The organism is Thermobifida halotolerans, assembly GCF_003574835.2.
GTDB classification, from domain to species: Bacteria; Actinomycetota; Actinomycetes; order Streptosporangiales; family Streptosporangiaceae; genus Thermobifida; species Thermobifida halotolerans.
In genome coordinates this window covers 2,779,594-2,799,863 of record NZ_CP063196.1, presented here as the reverse complement: position 1 = coordinate 2,799,863, position 20,270 = coordinate 2,779,594, and the positions used below count along the sequence as shown (strand labels likewise).

19 protein-coding genes and 1 pseudogene are annotated in these 20,270 nt (G+C 71.3%); 15 read left to right on the top strand and 5 right to left on the bottom strand.

Going from position 1 to position 20,270, the window contains the following annotated elements; translation table 11 throughout:
* Nucleotides 1–12: 12 nt before the first annotated feature.
* The 12 genes from rapZ to NI17_RS12460 all read left to right on the top strand — a co-directional run bounded on the left by rapZ (nt 13) and on the right by NI17_RS12460 (nt 12,204).
* Nucleotides 13–897 (top strand): RNase adapter RapZ, encoded by an 885-nt coding sequence (gene rapZ / locus NI17_RS12515; protein WP_068692756.1) that lies wholly within the window; start codon nt 13–15, stop codon nt 895–897.
* 150 nt (nt 898–1,047) lie between these two features.
* A complete protein-coding gene (locus NI17_RS12510; RefSeq protein WP_068692757.1) occupies nt 1,048–1,974 on the top strand; it encodes a gluconeogenesis factor YvcK family protein in 927 nt (308 codons plus the stop codon).
* A 173-nt stretch (nt 1,975–2,147) separates the two neighbouring features.
* Nucleotides 2,148–3,128 carry a DNA-binding protein WhiA gene (gene whiA / locus NI17_RS12505; protein WP_068692758.1) on the top strand — a complete coding sequence of 327 codons (981 nt, stop codon included), beginning with the start codon at nt 2,148–2,150 and terminating at the stop codon, nt 3,126–3,128.
* 437 nt (nt 3,129–3,565) lie between these two features.
* Nucleotides 3,566–4,573, top strand: a complete 1,008-nt coding sequence (gap, locus tag NI17_RS12500) for a type I glyceraldehyde-3-phosphate dehydrogenase (protein WP_068692759.1) — start codon at nt 3,566–3,568, stop codon at nt 4,571–4,573.
* A gap of 103 nt (nt 4,574–4,676) precedes the next feature.
* On the top strand, nt 4,677–5,864 hold the full coding sequence (locus NI17_RS12495; RefSeq protein ID WP_068692760.1) for a phosphoglycerate kinase: 1,188 nt from the start codon (nt 4,677–4,679) through the stop codon (nt 5,862–5,864).
* Between the two features lie 7 nt (nt 5,865–5,871).
* Nucleotides 5,872–6,657 (top strand): triose-phosphate isomerase, encoded by a 786-nt coding sequence (gene tpiA, locus NI17_RS12490; RefSeq protein ID WP_119267743.1) that lies wholly within the window; start codon nt 5,872–5,874, stop codon nt 6,655–6,657.
* Nucleotides 6,658–6,888: 231 nt separating this feature from the next.
* On the top strand, nt 6,889–7,128 hold the full coding sequence (secG, locus tag NI17_RS12485) for a preprotein translocase subunit SecG (RefSeq protein WP_068692840.1): 240 nt from the start codon (nt 6,889–6,891) through the stop codon (nt 7,126–7,128).
* Between the two features lie 106 nt (nt 7,129–7,234).
* Entirely contained in the window at nt 7,235–7,606 is a 372-nt protein-coding gene (locus NI17_RS12480) for an RNA polymerase-binding protein RbpA (protein WP_068692762.1), read from the top strand.
* A gap of 219 nt (nt 7,607–7,825) precedes the next feature.
* Nucleotides 7,826–8,776, top strand: coding sequence for a VOC family protein (locus NI17_RS12475; protein WP_068692763.1), 951 nt, complete (start codon nt 7,826–7,828; stop codon nt 8,774–8,776).
* Nucleotides 8,773–9,411: an alpha/beta hydrolase gene (locus NI17_RS12470; RefSeq protein WP_068692764.1), complete on the top strand. Its 639-nt coding sequence runs from the start codon at nt 8,773–8,775 to the stop codon at nt 9,409–9,411. Before NI17_RS12475 ends, NI17_RS12470 begins: the two co-directional genes overlap by 4 nt.
* A gap of 291 nt (nt 9,412–9,702) precedes the next feature.
* The gene (locus NI17_RS12465) at nt 9,703–10,923 is read left to right on the top strand and encodes an allantoate amidohydrolase (RefSeq protein ID WP_068692765.1); all 1,221 of its coding nucleotides are present in this window, start codon (nt 9,703–9,705) and stop codon (nt 10,921–10,923) included.
* Nucleotides 10,924–11,097: 174 nt separating this feature from the next.
* Nucleotides 11,098–12,204 carry a GNAT family N-acetyltransferase gene (locus tag NI17_RS12460; protein ID WP_068692841.1) on the top strand — a complete coding sequence of 369 codons (1,107 nt, stop codon included), beginning with the start codon at nt 11,098–11,100 and terminating at the stop codon, nt 12,202–12,204.
* A 71-nt stretch (nt 12,205–12,275) separates the two neighbouring features.
* On the opposite strand, the gene NI17_RS12455 is transcribed toward NI17_RS12460, so the two are convergent.
* Entirely contained in the window at nt 12,276–13,748 is a 1,473-nt protein-coding gene (locus NI17_RS12455; protein WP_068692766.1) for an amino acid permease, read from the bottom strand.
* A 184-nt stretch (nt 13,749–13,932) separates the two neighbouring features.
* On the opposite strand from NI17_RS12455, the pseudogene NI17_RS24715 reads away from it, so the two are divergent.
* A pseudogene (locus tag NI17_RS24715) lies at nt 13,933–14,163 on the top strand (hypothetical protein); the annotation flags it as partial.
* 487 nt (nt 14,164–14,650) lie between these two features.
* Here the strand turns inward: NI17_RS24715 and NI17_RS12450 are convergent.
* Together NI17_RS12450 and NI17_RS12445 are read right to left on the bottom strand one after the other, a co-directional pair.
* Nucleotides 14,651–14,893 carry a hypothetical protein gene (locus tag NI17_RS12450; RefSeq protein ID WP_068692768.1) on the bottom strand — a complete coding sequence of 81 codons (243 nt, stop codon included), beginning with the start codon at nt 14,891–14,893 and terminating at the stop codon, nt 14,651–14,653.
* 243 nt (nt 14,894–15,136) lie between these two features.
* Nucleotides 15,137–15,418: a zf-TFIIB domain-containing protein gene (locus NI17_RS12445; protein WP_068692769.1), complete on the bottom strand. Its 282-nt coding sequence runs from the start codon at nt 15,416–15,418 to the stop codon at nt 15,137–15,139.
* A gap of 207 nt (nt 15,419–15,625) precedes the next feature.
* Between NI17_RS12445 and NI17_RS12435 the strand changes: the two genes are divergently transcribed.
* Nucleotides 15,626–17,893: a rhamnogalacturonan lyase family protein gene (locus NI17_RS12435; protein WP_068692770.1), complete on the top strand. Its 2,268-nt coding sequence runs from the start codon at nt 15,626–15,628 to the stop codon at nt 17,891–17,893.
* A gap of 63 nt (nt 17,894–17,956) precedes the next feature.
* Here NI17_RS12435 and NI17_RS12430 read toward each other — a convergent pair whose 3' ends face one another.
* Nucleotides 17,957–18,802, bottom strand: coding sequence for a hypothetical protein (locus tag NI17_RS12430; RefSeq protein ID WP_068692771.1), 846 nt, complete (start codon nt 18,800–18,802; stop codon nt 17,957–17,959).
* A gap of 122 nt (nt 18,803–18,924) precedes the next feature.
* Between NI17_RS12430 and NI17_RS12425 the strand changes: the two genes are divergently transcribed.
* Nucleotides 18,925–19,332 (top strand): hypothetical protein, encoded by a 408-nt coding sequence (locus tag NI17_RS12425; RefSeq protein WP_068692772.1) that lies wholly within the window; start codon nt 18,925–18,927, stop codon nt 19,330–19,332.
* A gap of 76 nt (nt 19,333–19,408) precedes the next feature.
* On the opposite strand, the gene NI17_RS12420 is transcribed toward NI17_RS12425, so the two are convergent.
* Complete coding sequence (locus NI17_RS12420) at nt 19,409–20,215, bottom strand: hypothetical protein (protein ID WP_068692773.1); 807 nt, start codon at nt 20,213–20,215, stop codon at nt 19,409–19,411.
* Nucleotides 20,216–20,270: the final 55 nt, after the last annotated feature.

The following is a 20,270-nucleotide window of genomic DNA, read 5'->3' as shown; positions in this document are numbered from 1 at the left end:
GGAGATGAGCACGTGACGACCAGTCGGGGAGGCGACTTCTCACCGGAGATCGTCGTCGTGACGGGCATGTCGGGAGCCGGGCGCAGCACCGCCGCGCGGGCGCTGGAGGACCTCGACTGGTTCGTCGTCGACAACCTGCCGCCGGGGCTGCTGCCCACCATGATCGACCTCGCCGGACGCACCCACGGCGCGGTGCCGCGGGTGGCCGCCGTCGTCGACGTGCGCAGCATGGCCTTCACCGAGGACCTGCTGTCCTGCGTCGAGGAGCTGCGCAGCCGCGGTATCGCCGCCCGCGTGGTGTTCCTGGAGGCCGGCGACGACACCCTGGTGCGCCGCTTCGAGAGCGTGCGCCGCCCGCACCCGCTGCAGGGGGACGGGCGGCTGACCGACGGGATCAGCCGGGAGCGCGAGCTGCTGCGCTCCATCCGCGGCGAGGCCGACCTGGTCATCGACACCTCCCAGCTCAACGTGCACCAGCTCAAGGCCAAGATGGTGGGCTTCTTCGGGCGGGCCCGCGAGACCCACCTGCGCGCCAACGTGGTCTCCTTCGGGTTCAAGCACGGTCTTCCGGTCGACGCCGACCTGGTGCTCGACTGCCGGTTCCTGCCCAACCCGCACTGGGTTCCGGAGCTGAGGCCGATGACCGGGCAGGACGACCCGGTCCGCGACTACGTGCTGGCCCAGCGCGGGGCCAAGGAGCTACTGGACTCCTACACCGAGGTGTTGCGGCTGCTCGCCGGCGGGTACCTGCGCGAGGGCAAGCACTACATGACACTCGCGGTGGGCTGCACCGGAGGAAAGCACCGCAGCGTCGCCATGTCCGAGCAGCTCGCCGAGCGGCTGCGCGACGAGGGGGTCGAGGTGAACATCATCCACCGCGACCTGGGCCGCGAGTAGGCGACGACGCGGCGCCGAGGGCCGCACCACGGTGTTCCGGACCGCCGAGGCGGAGCCGGGAGGGGAAGAGGTACGCGTAGACCTATGTCGGGTTATGAGGACGCTTGGGAGAAACCGGGTGCGGACGACGGCGTTTCCGCACCGCCGCGCGTGGTCGCGCTGGGCGGGGGGCACGGACTGTACGCCTCGCTGTCCGCACTGCGCCGGGTCACCACCGACGTCACCGCGGTGGTGACGGTCGCCGACGACGGCGGTTCCAGCGGGCGGCTCCGGCGTGAGCTGGGTGTCCTTCCCCCGGGGGATCTGCGCATGGCGCTGGCGGCGCTGTGCGGCGACGACGAGTGGGGCAGCACCTGGAGCGAGGTCGTGCAGCACCGGTTCCGCTCCGAGGGCGAGCTGCACGGGCACGCGGTGGGCAACCTGCTCATCGTGGCGCTGTGGGAGCTGCTGGGCGACTCGGTGGCCGCCCTGGACTGGGTGGGGCAGTTGCTCGGCGCGCACGGCCGGGTGCTGCCGATGTCCTCGGTGCCGCTCGACATCGTCGCCGAGGTGGAGGGCGCCGATCCGGCCCGCCCCGACGAGGTGGTGACCGTGCGCGGGCAGGTGGCCTGCGCCAGCACCCGGGGGCGGGTGCGGTCCATCTCGCTGATCCCCGACCGGCCGCCGGTGCCCGGTCAGGTGGTCAGGGCGGTGCACGAGGCCGACTGGGTGGTGTTCGGCCCCGGCTCCTGGTTCACCAGTGTGCTGCCGCACCTGCTCGTCCCGGACCTGGCGCGGGCGCTGGTGGACACCCGGGCGCGGCGGGTGGTCGCGCTCAACCTGTCGCCCCAGCGGGGCGAGACCGACGGGTTCGCCGCGCACACCTACCTGGAGGTGCTGGCCGACCACGCGCCCGAGTTGCGGGTGGACGTGGTGCTGGCCGACCGCAAGGGGGTGGAGGACACGGTCCGGTTGGAGCGGGTGGCCGCGGAGTTGGGAGCGCGGCTGGTGCTGGCCGACCTGGCCGTCGACGACGGCTCCCCCCGGCACGATCCGGACCGCTTCGCGGTCGCCTTCGATCAGATATTCGCCGACTGAGCGATCCTGGCCGCAAAGGTTCGAGAAAGTGCGGGGGTGTCGGATCGGTCAAGGAACCGGACACACGCGCAGAGGGCATGGAGTTGGCCGCGCTGGCAAGTAGTCTGCCACGAAGGGCGCTGCTTGGCCGCGGCGCGCACGTGTGCGTTCTACAGGGGGAAGGGGCCGCATCCATGGCGATGACCGGCGTGGTGAAGGACGAGTTGAGCCGGCTGACCGTTCTCAAGCCATGCTGCCGCAAAGCGGAAGTCTCGACGATTCTGCGTTTCACCGGCGGGCTGCACCTGGTCGGCGGACGTATCGTGATCGAGGCCGAACTCGACACCGGAGCCGCCGCGCGGCGGCTGCGCAAGGACGTCTCCGAGGTCTTCGGGCACGAGTCCGAGGTGGTGGTGCTGGCCCCCAGTGGTCTACGCAAGGGCAACCGCTACGTGGTCCGGGTCATCAGGGACGGTGAGAGCCTGGCCCGCCAGACCGGGCTGATCGACGGCAACGGCCGTCCCGTCCGCGGCCTGCCGCGGCACGTGGTGGCGGGCGGGGCCTGCGACGCGGAGTCGGCCTGGCGCGGCGCCTTCATCGCGCACGGTTCGCTCACCGAGCCGGGGCGGTCCATGTCCCTGGAGATCACCTGTCCCGGCCCCGAGGCGGCGCTGGCCCTGGTGGGTGCGGCGCGGCGGCTCAAGGTGCACGCCAAGGCCCGCGAGGTGCGGGGGGTGGACCGGGTGGTGGTGCGCGACGGCGACTCCATCAGCGCGCTGCTGACCCTGCTGGGCGCCCACCAGAGCGTGCTGGCGTGGGAGGAGCGGCGGATGCGCCGCGAGGTGCGGGCCACCGCCAACCGGCTGGCCAACTTCGACGACGCGAACCTGCGGCGCAGCGCCCGTGCCGCGGTCGCCGCGGGCGCCCGGGTGGAGCGCGCCCTGGAGATCCTCGCCGACGACGCCCCCGAGCACCTGGTCGCCGCGGGCAAGCTGCGTCTGGAGCACAAGCAGGCCTCCCTGGAGGAGTTGGGGCAGCTGTCGGACCCGCCGTTGACCAAGGACGCCATCGCGGGGCGGATCCGGCGCCTGCTGGCCATGGCGGACAAGCGCGCAGCGGATCTGGGCATCCCCAACACCGAGGCCAACCTGACTCCCGACATGCTCGTGCCCTGATGTGAGGACGAGCGCCGACACGCTCAAACCCTGATGTGAGGATGACCACAGGAAGCGGTCGGCGGCTGGTGCGGGAGGGGGCTGCGGCGGGCACGGTGGCGGCCGGAGCCGAGCGGCACGCCAAGAAACCTCGTTAATGCGCTCGTAATAAAGTGTGAATGGTTTCCTCTGGTCGCCCACACTTTCACGAACTGCGGAAACGATGGTGTACGAGGGCAAAAAATACGATCTAATGGTCTATACCTCTGGTGTGTGAAGGTGCCAGTATTGGCATCGAAGGGGCAACCGGCGCTCCGTGGTCGAGCCGACTCCGGCGGCTGAGGGCGCAGACGGTAGGCTCGCCCCATCCCAACGCACACTGTTTTCCGCAATCCGGCGCGTGGTGCGTCGGAAGCCAGCGTCGACGACGCAGACGACACGTGAGGAGAATGGTTTCCGTGACCATCCGTGTAGGCGTGAACGGATTCGGACGTATCGGCCGCAACTTCTGGCGCGCGGTCCAGGCCGCCGAGGGCAGCGATGTCGAGATCGTGGCCGTCAACGACCTCACCGACAAGGCGACCCTCGCCCACCTGCTCAAGTACGACACCGTGCTGGGCACCCTGCCCGGCGAGGTCGAGGTCGGCGAGGACAGCATCACGGTCGGCAACGTCACCATGAAGGCGCTCGCTCAGCGCGACCCCGCCCAGTTGCCCTGGGGCGAGCTCGGCGTGGACGTCGTCATCGAGTCCACCGGCTTCTTCACCAAGGCCGAGGACGCCAAGAAGCACCTTGAGGCGGGCGCCAAGAAGGTCATCATCTCCGCCCCGGCCAAGGGCGAGGACCTGACCGTCGTCATGGGCGTCAACGACGACAAGTACGACCCGGCCAACCACCACGTCCTGTCCAACGCCTCCTGCACCACCAACTGCGTTGCGCCGATGGCCAAGACCCTGCTGGAGAACTTCGGCATCGCCAAGGGCCTCATGACCACGGTGCACGCGTACACCAACGACCAGGTCATCCTCGACTACCCGCACAAGGACCTGCGCCGGGCCCGCGCCGCCGCGCAGAACATCATCCCCACCACCACCGGTGCCGCCAAGGCCACCGCGCTGGTGCTGCCCGAGCTGCAGGGCAAGCTGGACGGTCTGGCGATGCGGGTTCCGGTTCCCGACGGCTCCGTCACCGACCTGGTGGTCACCCTGGAGCGCGAGGTCACCAAGGAGGAGGTCAACGCCGCGTTCAAGGCCGCGGCCGAGGGCCCGCTCAAGGACGTGCTCCTCTACACCGAGGACCCGATCGTCTCCTCCGACATCGTCGGCACCCCGCCCTCCTGCACCTTCGACGCCAGCCTCACCATGGCCTTCGGCAACCAGGTCAAGGTCGTCGGCTGGTACGACAACGAGTGGGGCTACTCCAACCGCCTCGTCGACCTGGCCAAGCTGGTCGGCTCCAACCTCTGACACACGCCGCCCACGGCACCGGCGACGCCCTCACCACCGGCCCTCGCGGGGCCGAGGGGGGCGTCGCCGCCCATGTAGACCGCTTCCAGAAAGAGAAGTAGACATGCGGACGATCGAGGACCTCGACGTCGCGGGCAAGCGCGTTTTCGTCCGGGCCGATCTCAACGTGCCGCTCGACGGTGACCGCATCACCGACGACGGCCGTATCCGGGCCAGCCTGCCCACCATCACCAAGCTCCGCGAGCGGGGCGCCCGCGTGATCGTCGGCGCCCACCTGGGCCGCCCCAAGGGCAAGGTCGACCCCGCCTACTCGCTGCGTCCCGTCGCCGTCCGGCTGGGCGAACTGCTGGGCACGCGGGTGCGCTTCGCCTCCGACACCGCGGGCGAGGCCGCCCTCGCGGTCAGCCGCGAACTGGCCGACGGCGAGGTGGCGCTGGTCGAGAACCTGCGGTTCGAGCCGGGGGAGACCAGCAAGGACGACACCGAACGCGGCGCGTTCGCCGACCGGCTCGCCGCGCTCGCCGAACTGTACGTCGGCGACGGCTTCGGCGCGGTGCACCGCAAGCACGCCAGCGTCTACGACCTGCCCAAGCGCCTCCCGCACGCCGCGGGCGGCCTGGTGTTCACCGAGGTCGACGTACTGCGCAGGCTGACCGAGTCCCCGGACCGCCCCTACGCGGTGGTGCTGGGCGGCTCCAAGGTCTCCGACAAGCTGGGCGTCATCGACAACCTGCTCGACACCGCCGACCGCATCCTCATCGGCGGCGGCATGACCTACACCTTCCTCGCGGCCAAGGGCTACGAGGTGGGCGCCAGCCTGCTGGAGCGCGACCAGATCGACACCGTCAACGGCTACCTGCGCCGCGCCGAGGAGCGCGGTGTGGAGTTCGTCCTGCCCGTCGACGTGGTGGCCGCCGAGAAGTTCGCCGCCGACGCGGCGCACGACGTGGTCGCCGTCGACAGGATTCCCGCCGAGCGGATGGGGCTGGACATCGGACCGGCCTCGGCGGAACTGTTCGCCGCGAAGCTGGCCGACGCGGCGACCGTGTTCTGGAACGGCCCGATGGGCGTGTTCGAGATGGAGCCGTACGCGAACGGCACGCGCGCGGTGGCCCGGGCGCTGGCCGACTCCGACGCGTTCACCGTGGTCGGCGGCGGCGACTCGGCGGCGGCCGTGCGGGCGCTCGGCTTCGACGAGAAGGCGTTCGGACACATCTCCACCGGCGGCGGCGCCAGCCTGGAGTACCTCGAAGGAAAGACCCTGCCCGGCATCGCGGCACTGGAGGACTAGGAGACCCATGGCAACCGCCAAGCGCAAGCCGCTGATCGCGGGCAACTGGAAGCTGCACAACAACCACCTCGAGGCCATCGCCCTGGTGCAGAAGATGGCGTTCGCCCTCAACGAGGCCGACTTCGACGCCGCGGACATCGCGGTGCTGCCGCCGTTCACGGCGCTGCGCAGCGTGCAGACCCTCGTCGAGGGCGACAAGCTGCAGATCGCCTACGGCGCCCAGGACATCTCCCAGCACGACAGGGGTGCCTACACCGGTGAGGTGTCGGGGCCGATGCTGGCCAAGCTCGGCTGCTCCTACGTGCTGGCCGGGCACTCCGAGCGGCGCGAGTACCACCACGAGGACGACGCGGTGGTCAACGCGAAGGTCAGGGCGGCCTTCGCCAACGACATCACGCCGATCCTGTGCCTGGGCGAGGGCCTGGAGGTCCGCAGGGCGGGCCGCCAGGTCGAGCACACCCTCGCCCAGTTGGAGGGCGCGCTCAAGGGCGTCACCGAGGAGCAGGTCCGCCGCCTGGTCATCGCCTACGAACCGGTGTGGGCGATCGGCACCGGAGAGGTCGCCACCCCCGAGGACGCCCAGGAGGTGTGCGCGGCGCTGCGCGGCCGGATCGGTGAGCTGTACTCGTCCGAGACCGCGGAGCAGGTCCGCATCCTCTACGGCGGTTCGGTCAAGAGCGGAAACGTCGCCGCGATCATGGCCAAGGAGGACGTCGACGGCGCCCTCGTCGGCGGGGCGAGCCTCAAGGCCGACGAGTTCGTCAGTCTGGTCCGCGCCGGAACGCAGGACTGAGCGCCGACGGTGTCGGCGGGCGCGCCGGGCGGCGGCCCGCCGACACGCGACCGCGGGGACGACTTTCGCGGCGGGGTGCTCCGGGGCCTACAGTGTCGGGGGTAAAATCAGGTAATGTTCCCGATACCCTGTCCGGAGTTTTCGCTTTCCCCTCGGGCGGTGCGGAAGCGGACGGGATTCCAGATCGTTTGAATTCCCCCTCGTTGGGGTCGAGTTACGGGTGAGCATGTGATTATCGTCGGTCTGTCCATTGCCCTGATGGTCGTCAGCGTGCTGATGATCATGTTGGTGCTGCTCCACAAGGGCAAAGGTGGTGGCCTGTCCGATCTGTTCGGCGGCGGTGTCACCTCCTCCCTGGGAGGGTCATCGGTGGTCGAGCGCAACCTCGACCGGCTGACCATCGCCACCGGTCTCGTCTGGATCGTCGGCATCGTCGCGCTCGGCCTGCTCATCCTCCAACAGGGGGCGTGACCCTGCGCTCGCACGCCCCGGGCACGCGCGCTCGGCGTCTGGTGTCTCACGGAGTGTGCGACGGATCTTCTCCCGCCCGGGGCCCATCACGCTGAAGGAGTTTTTCGTGGGTAGTGGCAGTGCCATCCGCGGCAGTCGCGTCGGCGCCGGCCCGATGGGCGAGGCCGAGCGCGGTGAGGCGGCGCCGCGGATTCGTGTCGCGTTCTACTGCGCCAACAAGCACGAAGTGGTTCCGAGCTTCTCGCACGAGGCTCAGGTCCCCGACGAATGGGACTGCCCCCGTTGCGGCTTCCCCGCCGGGAAGGACCCTGACAACCCCCCGGCGCCTCCGAAGACCGAGCCCTACAAGACCCACCTGGCCTATGTGAAGGAGCGGCGCAGCGACGCCGACGGCCAGGCCATCCTGGAAGAGGCGCTGGCCAAACTGCGTGCCGAGCGCGCCGCGATCGCGGCCGCCATCAAGCCTCGAAACGACTGAGCCGCGGTCGCGCCCGCCGCCGGAAGGGTGGCCGGGAGACCGGCCCGAGGTCCTCTCCGGGCGGCCCATGATCGACATCGCCACGAGGCCCCCGCCGACACGACGGTGGGGGCCTCGTCGTGTCCGCGGGCTGTCGGGGTGGCGCCCCACCGAAATAAGGTTTAACTTTCAACTGTTTTTCGGTGTGCAACCCGAACGAACGGAAGCGAGGACGCTGCCATGACCGTGCGGCCGTCAGGAATCCACCACGTCACCGCGATCGCCGGCGACCCGCAGACCAACGCGGACTTCTACCGCACCGTGTTGGGAATGCGGCTGGTCAAACGGACGGTCAACTTCGACGCCCCCGACACCTACCACCTGTACTACGGCGACCGCGCGGGCAACCCGGGCACCATCATGACCTTCTTCCCGTGGCCCGAGGCGCCCAGGGGGCGGATCGGGGCGGGCCAGGCCACCGTCACCTCCTTCTCCGTGCCCGAGGGATCGATCGGCTGGTGGCAGCAGCACCTGGCGCGGCTGGGCGTGCCCTCCAGCAGGCCGGAGGAGCGGCTGGAGGAGGACGTGCTGAGTCTGCGCGACCCCGACGGCCTGCTCCTCGAACTGGTAGCCGGTCCCGACCACCACGACACCGACCCGTGGGACGGCGGCGGGGTCCCGGTCGAGCACGCCATCCGCGGCATCCGCGCGGTCACCCTCACCGAACGCGACCACGAGCAGACCGCCGCCATGCTCCAGGACCGACTCGGCTTCACCCTGGCCGCCGAGGACGGCGCGCGCCTGCGCTTCCGCACCGGCGCGGCGGGACAGGCCGTGGGCACCGTCGTGGACGTCGTCGCCATGCCCACCGCCCGGCTCGGCCAGGTGGCCGTGGGCACCGTGCACCACGTCGCCTACCGGGCCCCCGACCAGCAGGCCCAACTCGACTGGCGGCAGCGCCTGCTGGACGACGGGGTGAACGTGACCGAGGTGCGCGACCGCTCCTACTTCACCTCCGTCTACTTCCGCGAGCCCGGCGGGGTGCTGCTGGAGATCGCCACCGACGGCCCCGGATTCGACTACGACGAGCCGCTGCTGGAACTCGGCCGCAGACTCCGGCTGCCGCCGTGGCTGGAGCCCAACCGGACCCAGATCGAGCGGACGCTGCCCGCCCTGAAGACCGAGGAGTGAGACCGGTGGCCGATCTCGGCTTCACCCACGTGTTCCGCCCGGGGAGCCATCCGGGCGCGCCCACCCTGCTCCTGCTGCACGGCACCGGAGCCGACGAGTACGACCTGCTGGAGCTGGGACAGGTCCTGGTCCCCGGCGCCGCGCTGCTGTCGCCGCGCGGCAGGGTCGACGAGAACGGGGCCAACCGCTGGTTCCGCCGCCTGCGCGAGGGCGTGTTCGACGTCGACGACGTGATCGCCCGCGCGGCCGAACTGGCCGACTTCGTCCGGGCAGCCACCGCGGCCTACGGCCTCGACCCCGCAGCCACGGCCGCGGTCGGCTTCTCCAACGGGGCGAACATGGCCGCGGCCACCCTGTTGCTGCACCCCGGCCTGCTGCGCAGGGCAGCCCTGTTCGCCGTCGCCGCGCCGCTGCAGGGCAGACCGATCCGGCCGGTGGACCTCTCGGACGTGTCGGTGTTCGTCGGGGCGGGGGTCGCCGATACCGTCACACCCATCGATCAGGCTCGCCTGTTGGCCGATCAACTGCGAGAATGCTCTGCGACCGTGCAGATGCACGAGCACCCGGGTGGACACGGACTGCCTCCCGAGGTGTTGAATAGGGCACGTCAATGGTTCGCCGGAGCCGTGTCGTAGACCTTCCTCACACCGTGCGTGTCCGTCCCACGCACACTGGAGGGCGCCCACCGGTTTTTCCGTCCCGGTGGGCGCCCACCGCGCTGCCCGTCCCGGTCGCGCGTCGACCGGCCGAAGTGCCGACACGGAGGCGAACGCTCCCGAGAGCGGGACGGTAACCGTCTCGGCACAGCCGGTGCGGGACACTCGTGCCGGAGAGGTCCGTTTCGGGAAACTAGAACCGGGAGGCGCGCCGGTTCGCGTGCCGTCACGGCCCGACAGGCAGGACCCAGCGACGATGAGGAGCGACCCGTGAGCGACACCTTCGACCGGTTGTGGGCTGGTCTCGCCCCTCTGGGACGCGACCGCACCACCGGCGGCTACCAGCGCTACTCCTGGACACCGGTGGACGCCGAGATCCGCACCTGGTTCACCGCCGAGGCCCACGCCCGGAACATGACGGTGGAGACCGACCGCAACGGCAACCTGTGGGCCTGGCTGGGAGAACCGGGACCCGACGCGGTCGTCACCGGATCGCACCTGGACTCCGTCCCCAACGGCGGAGCGTTCGACGGCCCGCTCGGCGTGGTCAGCGCACTGGCTGCCGTGGACGAACTCAACCGGCGCGGACTGCGGCCCACCCGCCCCCTGGCGGTGGTGGTCTTCGTCGAGGAGGAGGGCGCCCGCTTCGGTGTGCCCCGTCTCGGATCGCGCCTGCTCACCGGGGCCATCACCGCCGAGCGGGCACGCGGGCTCACCGACGAGGGCGGCGTCACCTGGGCCCGCGCCATGGCCGACGCCGGACTGGACCCCGACCACCTCGGCGCCGACCCCGAACGGCTCGCCCGGATCGGCGTCTTCGTGGAACTCCACATCGAACAGGGACGCTCCCTGGCCCGCCTGGGCGCCCCGGTGGGCGTGGCCGGAACGGTCTGGCCGCACGGCCGATGGCGCATGGACTTCTCCGGCCAGGCCGACCACGCCGGAACCACCCGGATCGCCGACCGCAACGACCCCATGCTGCCGTTCGCCGAGACGGTGACCGCGGTGCGCCGCGCCGCCGTCGAGCACGGCGCCGTCGCCACCGTCGGCAGGGTGTGGCTCACCCCCAACAACAGCAACTCGATCCCCTCGCGGGTGCGCGCCTGGCTGGACGCCCGGGCCCCCGGGGAAGCCGCCCTGCGCTCCCTCGTCGACAGCGTGGACCTGGCGGCCCGCCTCGCCGCGGCCGAACATGGCGTCACCCTGGCCAGCTTCCAGGAGTCCTTCTTCCCGAAGGTGGCCTTCCCCGAGGAGCTGTGCGACCGGCTGGCCGCCGTCGTCGGCGGCGACTCGCCCGCACCCGTGATGTCCACCGGCGCCGGACACGACGCGGCCATCCTGGCCTCGGCGGTGCCCGCGACGATGCTCTTCGTGCGCAACCCCACCGGAATCTCGCACGCTCCCGAGGAGCGCGCCGACCCCGCCGACTGCTACGCGGGCGTCACCGCGCTCACCGAGGCCCTGGCCGACCTCACCGCGGCGAAGGTGTGAGGGGAGCCCGGTCCGCTCCCGGCGGGGCGGACTCCTCCAGGGCCCGGATCTCCTTGGGACGGGCATGGCCCCGGCTTCGTCCGGCCCTTACTCACGTGTAGCACCCCCGAAACATCCGCTGCCGAGACTGGGACACCGAGGTGAGAAGACACCCCGGTTCGGGAGGTGGCGGAGATGGCTCTGTGGCGCATCCGGGTGGCGGTCGACGACCGGCCGGGAGAGCTGGCCAGGATCGTCCAGGTCATGGCCGACCACGGCGGAAACGTCGTGGGGCTGTCCATCCACACCGACGCGGTGGGCGCGGTCGACGAGTTCATCGTCGACGTTCCCGGCTCCCACCACCGCATGCTCGCCGACCTCGCCGAACGCAGCCGGGACGGCGACGTCCTGGCGGTGCCCGCCGCCCCCCGCGACGTGGGCGACGACGTCACCCGTGCGCTGCTGCTCACCGCGCGGCTGCGGTCCGCCCCCAACCAGTTGCCCGAGGCGCTGCGCGGACTCCTGGGCGCCGACGACGCGCGCTGGACCAACCTCGGCAAGCCCGTCCCGGACTTCCCCGAGGAACCCGAGAGCGTCCTGCTCGTCCCGGTCGGTCCGCTGCGCGCCGTCCGCCTGCACCGCATGGACCGCCCCTTCACCTGGACGGAGTCGGCCCGCGCCGACGCCCTGGTGCGGTCGGTGCTGCCGCCCACCGGTCCGGCGCCCACCCGGGGCTCGGTCATCACCCACCGCGGCACCGAACTGTTCGTGTGGCAGGTCGGCCCGGAGGACGCCGACGCGCTGCAGCGCCTGCACCGGCGCTCCTCCGCCGAGACCAAGCGCCGCCGCTACTTCTCCGGCATCAACGAGCTGAGCCCCCGACTGCTCAACGTCTTCTGCGACCGGGAGCGCGGACTCACCCTCGCCGCCCGTCCCATGAGCGGGGGTGAACCCGTCGCGCTGGCGCACCTGATGTACACGATGGACCCGGGGGTCGGCGAGATCGCGTTCCTGGTCGAGGACATCTGGCAGGGCAACGGGATCGGCACCTGCCTGGCCCGTGTCCTCACCGCCATCGCCGCGGACTGGGGGCTGGCCGAGGTGCGCGCCGAGACCATCCCCGACAACCAGCCCATGCAGCGGATCATGCGCCGGCTCGGCGCCACCCTCTCGCCGCCGCGCGACGGTACCGTCCAGGCCCGCCTGCCGGTGGCGGGAACCACCCCGTCCCGGCGGCCGGGGCGGCTGATGACGCTGCTCACCCAGACGGGCGCGCCGGGGACCGCGGAGCTCCAGCAGTGACGACTCCGGCACGAGAGGGCTGAGAAGAGGCCCTCTCCGGCAGGACCGTCGATGGCGGGGCGGGACCGGGCTCACACCTCCTCCGCGGTGCGCCGCCCGGGGGGTGCGGCGAGCCTGCTGCGGCGCATCCCGTAGAGGAGGTACACGGCCACGCCCAGCAGCATCCACGCCGCGAACCGCAGCCAGGTGACCACGGTCAGGTTCAGCATCAGCCACAGGCAGGCCAGGGCCGCCAGGGCCGGAACCACCGGCGACCACGGCACGCGGAAGGCGCGGGGCAGGTCGGGGCGGGTCCGGCGCAGCACCACCACGCCCACCGACACCACCACGAAGGCGAACAGGGTGCCGATGTTGACCATCTCCTCCAGCGCGCCGATGGGAACGAAACCGGCCAGCAGCACCACGGCGGCGGTGGTCAGCAGCGTCGTCACGTACGGGGTGCCGAACCGGGGGTGGGTGCGCGACAGGCCGCGCGGCAGCAGTCCGTCCCGGGACATGGCGAACGCCACCCGCGACTGGCCCATCATCAGCACCAGGATGACGGTGGTGATGCCGATGACGCCGCCCAGTGAGATCAGCGTCCCGGCCCAGTCGGCGCCCACCGACCGGAAGGCGTCGGCCAGGGGCGCCTCCACGCCCAGTTCCGGGTAGGGGCGCATGCCGGTGACGACGGCGGACACCGCCATGTACAGGATCGTCACGATGGTCAGCGACCCGAAGATCCCGACGGGCATGTCCCGCTTGGGGTTGCGGGTCTCCTCGGCGGTGGTGGCGACGATGTCGAAGCCGATGAAGGAGAAGAACACCACGGAGGCGGCGGCGATCACGCCCCACAGCCCGAAGGAGGTGGGCTCCAGGCCGAGCAGGACCCGGGTGAGCGGTCGGTCGCCCGCGCTCTGGACGTCCTGCGGCACGGGTTCGGCGGGAGGGACGAACGGCGTCCAGTTCGCGGGGTCCACGTAGTAGGCGCCCACGGCGATGATGAACAGCACGATGCCGACCTTGACCGCCACGACGACCGCGGTGACCCGTCCCGACAGTTTGGCGCCCATCATGCCGACCAGGCCCAGCGCTCCCGCGACGGCCATCGCGCCGACGTTCATCCGGTAGTCCCCGACCGGGACGGACAGGGGTACCCCGAGCAGGTCGCCGGCGTACTCCGACCAGCCCACCGACACCACGGAGGCGGCCAGGGTGAACTCCAGGATCAGGTCCCAGCCGATGATCCAGGCGACGAACTCGCCGAGGGTGGCGTAGCCGAACGTGTAGGCGCTGCCCGCGACCGGCACGGTGGAGGCGAACTCGGCGTAGCACATGGCCGCCAGCGCGCACACCGCTCCGGCGGCGAGGAAGGACAGCACGATGGCGGGGCCGGCGTTCTCGGCCGCCTGGCGCCCGGTGACCACGAAGATGCCGGTCCCGATGATGACGCCGATGCCGAAGACGATCAGGTCGAAGCCGCTGAGGTCCCGGCGGAGCCGGTGGCCCGGTTCGTCGGTGTCCCTGATCGACTGCTCGATGCTCTTGGTCCGCCAGATGCTCACACCAACTCCAGTCCCGTCTGCGCGCCCGGGCGGGCCTCTCGGGTCTGTGCGGCGCGCTCCTCCCGCCGGGCGCGCACCCGCTACCCCGAACGGGAGGGGGCACACCCCCGAGAGCAGAAGGCGGCCGAGGGGGTGGGACTGCCCTCGGACAGGTGTCCGTGGGTTTCCCCAGGTGTCACGAGTGCTGTGCGATCTTGCGCATGAACCTGGCGGAACGGGCACGTGCACAGGGGATTGCTCCGCGTACCGCCGGTTCCGTGAGGGCACGCTGCCGGTTCCCGCGAAGCGGGTGGGGCCGCGCACGGTCCTGGTCGACATCGGCGCGGACACCTCGCCGTCCGCGACCGGCGGCGCGGGTCTGCGGGTCCGTGTCTCCTCCCACGGTCACAGGGCCGACCTGGAGCGGCAGACCGCATCCGGCAGGCCGACCGGCGGGCTCGAGGCCCGCGTCGTGTCCACGGCCGCAGAACACGGCCCGGCGATCGTCGCGGTCGATCCAGCGTACATCCCCATGTGGGGCGGCCAGCACTGGAGAAAGCCCCTCACCAGCACAGACCGCAACATGACCCGCCACGGCGCCGCCTCGGTGGCGATCGGCGGGCGCGCCCTCGGGCACCCGATCCGGCGACGGACAACACCGCCCCGGCATCACCGGAGTGATGGTGCTGGGCATCGGACTGTCCAGGCCGATCGTGGTGTCCGAGGGCGTGAGGAAACCCGCCACCCCGTCACGGAGCGCGCACACGGTGCACGTCGCCGAACGGAGGGAACGAGAACGCGGGCGACCAGCGCATCCACCACCGTTCGGGATGCGCGCAGTTCCGGAACGCGGGCCCAAGACTCCCTCCCGGACACTGTTCAGGAGCAGTGCGCTGGATGAACCGGAGCGGGGTGCGGGCGGCTCAGGACTCGCTGGGGGCGGGGGTGCTGTCGGTCGCCTTCTTGGTGCGGCGCTTCTTCACCGGGCGGGAGTAGTCGACCAGCGGCTCGAACTTGGCGTCGTACTCCTTCTTGCACGCCTCACAGGCGTCGACCTCGCGAACGGTGCCGTCCCAGGCGAACTGGAGGATCTCGGTGGCCTCGACCTTCTCGCCGGTGACGGCGTGCGGGTCGCAATACTTGCGCGTGAAGACCTCGGTGACCACGATGCGGCTCCCCTTCGGTAGAGGTACGGGTACTGGCATCATGATCATACACGCGTTCGAAAAAGAACGGTGTTTGGCGCAGGTCCGACAGGGGAAACGCGCCGCGCCCCCCAAGAGCCTAGCGAATGCCCGGCCCTGTTATGTCGGCTCCGCCGACCGGCGGGAGCCGTCGGCGGGGGAGTGGCCGCCCCGCGGTCCGGATCGCGGGGCGGGGCGGCAGAGCCGACCGGGGCGGCTCCGGCCCTACTCGAAGATCTCGTCCAGGAAGCTCTTCTGGCGTTTGCGTCGTTCGCCCTGGTAGTCCTTCTCGTGGGCGTCGTCCTCGTCGCTGTCGCGGCGGCGGCGCCCCCCGCTGTACCCGGTCTCGAAGCCGCGGTTCCAGCGGTGCTCGGCCTCCAGCAGTTCTTCGAGTTCACCGCGGTCGAGGAACAGTCCCCGGCACTGGGAGCACTTTTCCACCGTCACCCCGGCGAGGGTCTGCCGCACGAGGGCGCCGGGGCATTTGGGGCAGGAGATCTCGGTCATGCCCTCTCTGATCCCGGGGACGGCTGTCCGGTTCCCGGGTGACCCGTCCTCTTCGCCGCGGCGGGCGGCGGAGAGGCGGTGTGGAGTCGCGGCGTCGGGAAAGCCTTTTCCGTAGCGTGTTCGCCGTGTTACGGTCTGTGGCAACTCTGCTTGGGAGCGATCCCAGACGCGTGTGTGCCCTGTTCCGATCCCCACGAGGAGTTCCCCATGCGGCACGTTCCCCCCGACAGCGCTCCGCGAGGACCGGCACGCGCCCTCGCCGTGCTCACCGCGCTCGCCCTGTGCTCGACCGCGGCCGTGGCGACCGGCGCCCCCGCCGCGGCCGCCGCCGGATGCGACGTCGACTACAGCGTCAACCAGTGGAACACCGGCTTCACCGGCAACCTCACCGTCACCAACCTCGGCGATCCCGTCGACGGCTGGACCCTGCGGTGGAGCTTCCCCTCCGGGGAGCGCATCACCCAGGGCTGGAACGCCGAGTTCGCCTCCTCCGGAGCCGACGTCACCGCCTCCAACGTCTCCTGGAACGCCGCGATCGGCACCGGCGGCACGGTCAGCTTCGGCTTCAACGCCACCCACACCGGAGAGGTCGGCGTCCCCGAGTCCTTCACCCTCAACGGCGTCGTCTGCACCGGCCGGACCGACCCGGACGACCCCGAGGAACCGGAAGAGCCCGAGGAGCCTGAAGAACCGGAGGAGCCGGAGCCCCCGGCCGACCCCACCGGAGCCCGCCAGGCCGAACGGCTCGACCGCGGCCTGATCAGCGTGCGCAGCGGCGACGGCAACCTGGTGAGCTGGCGGCTGCTCGGCTCGGACCCGCAGGACGTCGCGTTCAACGTCTACCGCGGCTCCACCCGCCTCAACTCCGCCCCGCTCACCGACGCCACCTCCTACCTGGACTCCGGCGCCCCGGCGGACGCCTCCTACACGGTGCGCCCGGTCGTCGACGGAGTCGAGCGGGCCGCCTCGCCCGCCTCCCTGAACTTCACCGACGGCTACCTCGACGTACCCCTGCAGCGCCCCGCGGGCGGCAGTGTCAACGGCTCCTCCTACACCTACGACGCCAACGACGCCAGCGTCGGCGACCTCGACGGCGACGGCCGCTACGAGATCGTCCTCAAGTGGGAGCCCACCAACGCCAAGGACAACTCCCAGTCCGGCCACACCGGCCCGGTGCTCATCGACGCCTACGAACTCGACGGCACCCGGCTGTGGCGCATCGACCTGGGCCGCAACATCCGCGCCGGAGCCCACTACACCCAGTTCCAGGTCTACGACTACGACGGCGACGGCCGCGCCGAGGTCGCCATGAAGACCGCCGACGGCACCCGCGACGGCACGGGCGCGGTCATCGGCTCGGCCTCCGCCGACCACCGCAACTCCTCCGGCTACGTGCTGTCCGGCCCCGAGTACCTGACCGTCTTCGACGGACGCACCGGCCGGGCCCTGGACACCGCCGACTACGTGCCAGCCCGCGGCAACGTGTCGTCGTGGGGCGACTCCTACGGCAACCGGGTGGACCGCTTCCTCGCCGGAACCGCCTACCTGGACGGACAGCGGCCCAGCATGATCTTCTCCCGCGGCTACTACACCCGCACCGTCATCGCGGCGTGGGACTTCCGCGACGGGCGGCTGACCCGCCGGTGGACCTTCGACACCGACAGCTCCACCAACGCCGGACGCGGATACGACGGCCAGGGCTTCCACTCCCTGTCCGTCGCCGACGCCGACGGCGACGGCCGCGACGAGATCATGTTCGGCGCGATGGCCGTCGACGACGACGGGCGCGCCATGTGGACCACCGGCTACGGCCACGGCGACGCCCTGCACGTCGGCGACTTCGTGCCCCACCGCTCCGGCCTGGAGGTCTATGGCGTCTCCGAGAGCAGCTCCCAGCCCAACGCGTGGCTGGTCGACGCGCGCACCGGCGCCACCCTGTGGCGCACCGCCTCCGGTGACGACAACGGGCGCGGCGTGGCCGGTGACGTCTGGGCGGGCAGCCCCGGCGCGGAGTTCTGGTCGTCGAGCGTGAGCGGCCTGCTCAACACCTCCGGAACCAGCGTCGGCCGCAAGCCCGGCTCGGCCAACTTCCTGATCTGGTGGGACGGCGACCCCACCCGGGAACTGCTCGACCAGACCCGTATCGACAAGTACGGTCCGAACGGCGACAGCCGCCTGCTCACCGGAAGCGGCGTGGCCTCCAACAACGGCACCAAGGCCACCCCGGCGCTGTCCGGCGACATCCTCGGCGACTGGCGCGAGGAGGTCGTCTGGCGCACCGGCGACAACTCGGCGCTGCGCATCCACGCCACGCCCCACCCGACCGACCTGCGCGTGCCCACCCTGATGCACGACACCCAGTACCGGGTGGCGGTCGCCTGGCAGAACACCGCCTACAACCAGCCGCCGCACCCGTCCTTCCCCATCGGCGACGGCATGGCGGCGCCGCCGTGGCCCGACATCCACCACCCCTGACACCTCGGAGGGAAACCGAAGGGGCGGGCCGCCGTTTCCGGCGCCCGCCCCCGTGCGCGAGGCTCACTCCGCCGCGGACGCGTCGTCGACCGCCGTCGCGCCCGCGGCCAGGGAGACCTCCTCCCAGAAGTCCTTCAGCCGGGTCACCTCCGAACTGGTCCACGACGCCTCCAGGCCGCTGCCCAGCCCGTAGAACACCACCTCGGCCCCGGACAGGTCGGGCAGCAGGCCCTCCTCGCGCAGCCGCTCGATCTCCTCCGCGCGCGACTCGGCGCTGCCCAGGTCCAGTTCGCCGAAGTGCGTCTCGGCGTTGTGCTCGCCGTCGCTGACCACCGCGATCCGGCCGCCGTCGAGGCCGTCGTCCATCAGGTCGCCGAGCTTGCGCAGCGCGCCCAGGACGTCGGAGTGCAGCTTGTTGTCCTGGTTGCTGCGCTCCTCGATCATCCGCACGCCACAGGCACGCAGCTCCTCCCAGGCGTCGACGCCGGGACCCGACGGCGTCTCGCCCTCCTCGACGGGCACGAAGCCGGTCTCCTGCCGGTTCCGCTCCCAGGAGGCGTTCTGCGCGCGGCTGTTCGCCCCCGAGACGGCGATCTCCAACTCCACCGGGTCGCAGGTGAGCGCCTCGCTGTTGTGGATCGCCACGGTGATGACCAGCCTGTCGCAGCGGGAGCCGGATGAGGACGCGGGGTCGAGGAACTCCGCGATCCACTCGGAAGCCCGCTCCACGACCCGGCCGCCGTCGGCGGAGCCCGACACGTCGACCACCGCGCCGCACGCGCGGGTGGGGAAGGCACTGTCGTCCTCGGCGGACTCTCCGCCCCCGGTGCCGTCGCCGGAGCATGCGGTGACCGCCAGCACGGCCGCGGTCAGCAGCAGAGCAGAAGCCTTGGAGGTGCGGGAAAGCATGTCCGTCTCACTTTCTGTGGGGCCTCGCGGCGTGTTCTCCGTCCCGCGGTTGTCTCTCGGACAACCCCCACAGAGCCGGTGTCCGAGAGAACCCGGTGAGACCACGCACAGGAGGGGACCGCATGCCCTGGTTCAGACGCGGCCCGGAGCGGCCGAAGCCCACGTGGACCTACCAGCCCTACGACCTCGACCGGATCCTGGACGAGGACGTGCTGCGCCGACGGCTTGAGGAGCTGATCCACCGCAAACCCGAGGTGTTCGACTTCGGCAACGGCGACTTCTTCGACCCGTGGGTCAACGCCTTCGAGTCGGACGCCGAGGCCGTCCTGGAGGGCGAACGGCGCAGGCGCGACGAGCAGATCGACCAGATCGCCGGATGGGCGCGGGGCCGCGTCGAGGAGCAGCGGGTGGCGGTGGAGGCCGCCGGGCAGGAGGTGGACCGGATGGCGGCGGTCCTCGCCAACCTGCGGCACGCGCTGCTGGACCACCGCATCCGGCGGAAGCTGCGTCAGGAGACGGCGGTGGAGTGACCGCGCGACCGCCGGGCGGACGCGAAACGAGGAGCGGCACGGATTCCCGCGCCGCTCCTCTCGTCCTCCCGCCCGGTCACCGCCGGGCGCCGTCCAGGTTCCCCCTGAGGTAGGGCGGGTCGTCCGGCCGGTGCGCCATCAGATAGCGGGCGTGGAAGCGGGCCCGCTCCAGCCGTCCCCGCACCGCCAGGCGGACCTTCTCGGTCTCCGACTCCAGGGAGCCGTGCAGCGCGTCGAGGTCCTCGACGTGCCTCTTGCGGCGCTCGTACTCACCCTGCTGCCTGCCGTACTCGGCGACGGCGCGGCGGGCCCTCCTCCGCACCCACGCGAGCCGCAGGGTCAAGAACGCGTTCGTGGCTCCCCGGTGCAGCATGATGCCGACGACGAAGGGGAGCATGGCGAACAGGGGCGGCAGCACCAGGGGGATCCACTCGTGGAAGAACTCCCCGAGGATCCTCTCCTCCAGCGGGACCTCTCCGGCCGACCCCAGGTAGCGCAGGACGCCGACGACCGAGGAGGCGCCCAGGACCAGTGCGGCGGCTCCGGCGAGCCACCGCCCCCGCCGGGTCGGCTGCACCAGGGCCAGGAATCCGGCGACGGCGTAGATGGTGGCGAACACACCGGAGAGCACGTGGACCTGCCAGTCCACCAGTTGCGTGAAGTACAGCGCGAAGGAGTCGGCGTTGAACGCCCAGTCCGCGGCGATGATCGCGACGTAGAGGGCCATGCAGAACAGCAGGACCAGCAGCGGGACCATGACGCCGCCGGCCTCGATGAGGTGGGCGTTGATGATCTTCTCGCGCTGCTCGTCGCTGAGGTCGGAGGTTGGGCGGGCGGGACGGTCGGGAGGGGCGGGGTGATCCTCGATCGAGGCGTGGTTCATCGTGGACTCCTCGGCGGGCGATGCGGTCGGGGAAAGGTCTCGGACAGCGGGCACG

What these genes read in the sequence shown, in the direction of transcription:
- whiA (WP_068692758.1), top strand. Translation starts at nt 2,148, where the DNA reads ATGGCGATGACCGGCGTGGTGAAGGACGAGTTGAGCCGGCTGACCGTT.
- NI17_RS12495 (WP_068692760.1), top strand. Translation starts at nt 4,677, where the DNA reads ATGCGGACGATCGAGGACCTCGACGTCGCGGGCAAGCGCGTTTTCGTC.
- tpiA (WP_119267743.1), top strand. Translation starts at nt 5,872, where the DNA reads ATGGCAACCGCCAAGCGCAAGCCGCTGATCGCGGGCAACTGGAAGCTG.
- NI17_RS12475 (WP_068692763.1), top strand. Translation starts at nt 7,826, where the DNA reads ATGACCGTGCGGCCGTCAGGAATCCACCACGTCACCGCGATCGCCGGC.
- NI17_RS12460 (WP_068692841.1), top strand. Translation starts at nt 11,098, where the DNA reads ATGGCTCTGTGGCGCATCCGGGTGGCGGTCGACGACCGGCCGGGAGAG.
- NI17_RS12445 (WP_068692769.1), bottom strand. Translation starts at nt 15,418, where the DNA reads ATGACCGAGATCTCCTGCCCCAAATGCCCCGGCGCCCTCGTGCGGCAG.
- NI17_RS12435 (WP_068692770.1), top strand. Translation starts at nt 15,626, where the DNA reads ATGCGGCACGTTCCCCCCGACAGCGCTCCGCGAGGACCGGCACGCGCC.
- NI17_RS12430 (WP_068692771.1), bottom strand. Translation starts at nt 18,802, where the DNA reads ATGCTTTCCCGCACCTCCAAGGCTTCTGCTCTGCTGCTGACCGCGGCC.
- NI17_RS12425 (WP_068692772.1), top strand. Translation starts at nt 18,925, where the DNA reads ATGCCCTGGTTCAGACGCGGCCCGGAGCGGCCGAAGCCCACGTGGACC.
- NI17_RS12420 (WP_068692773.1), bottom strand. Translation starts at nt 20,215, where the DNA reads ATGAACCACGCCTCGATCGAGGATCACCCCGCCCCTCCCGACCGTCCC.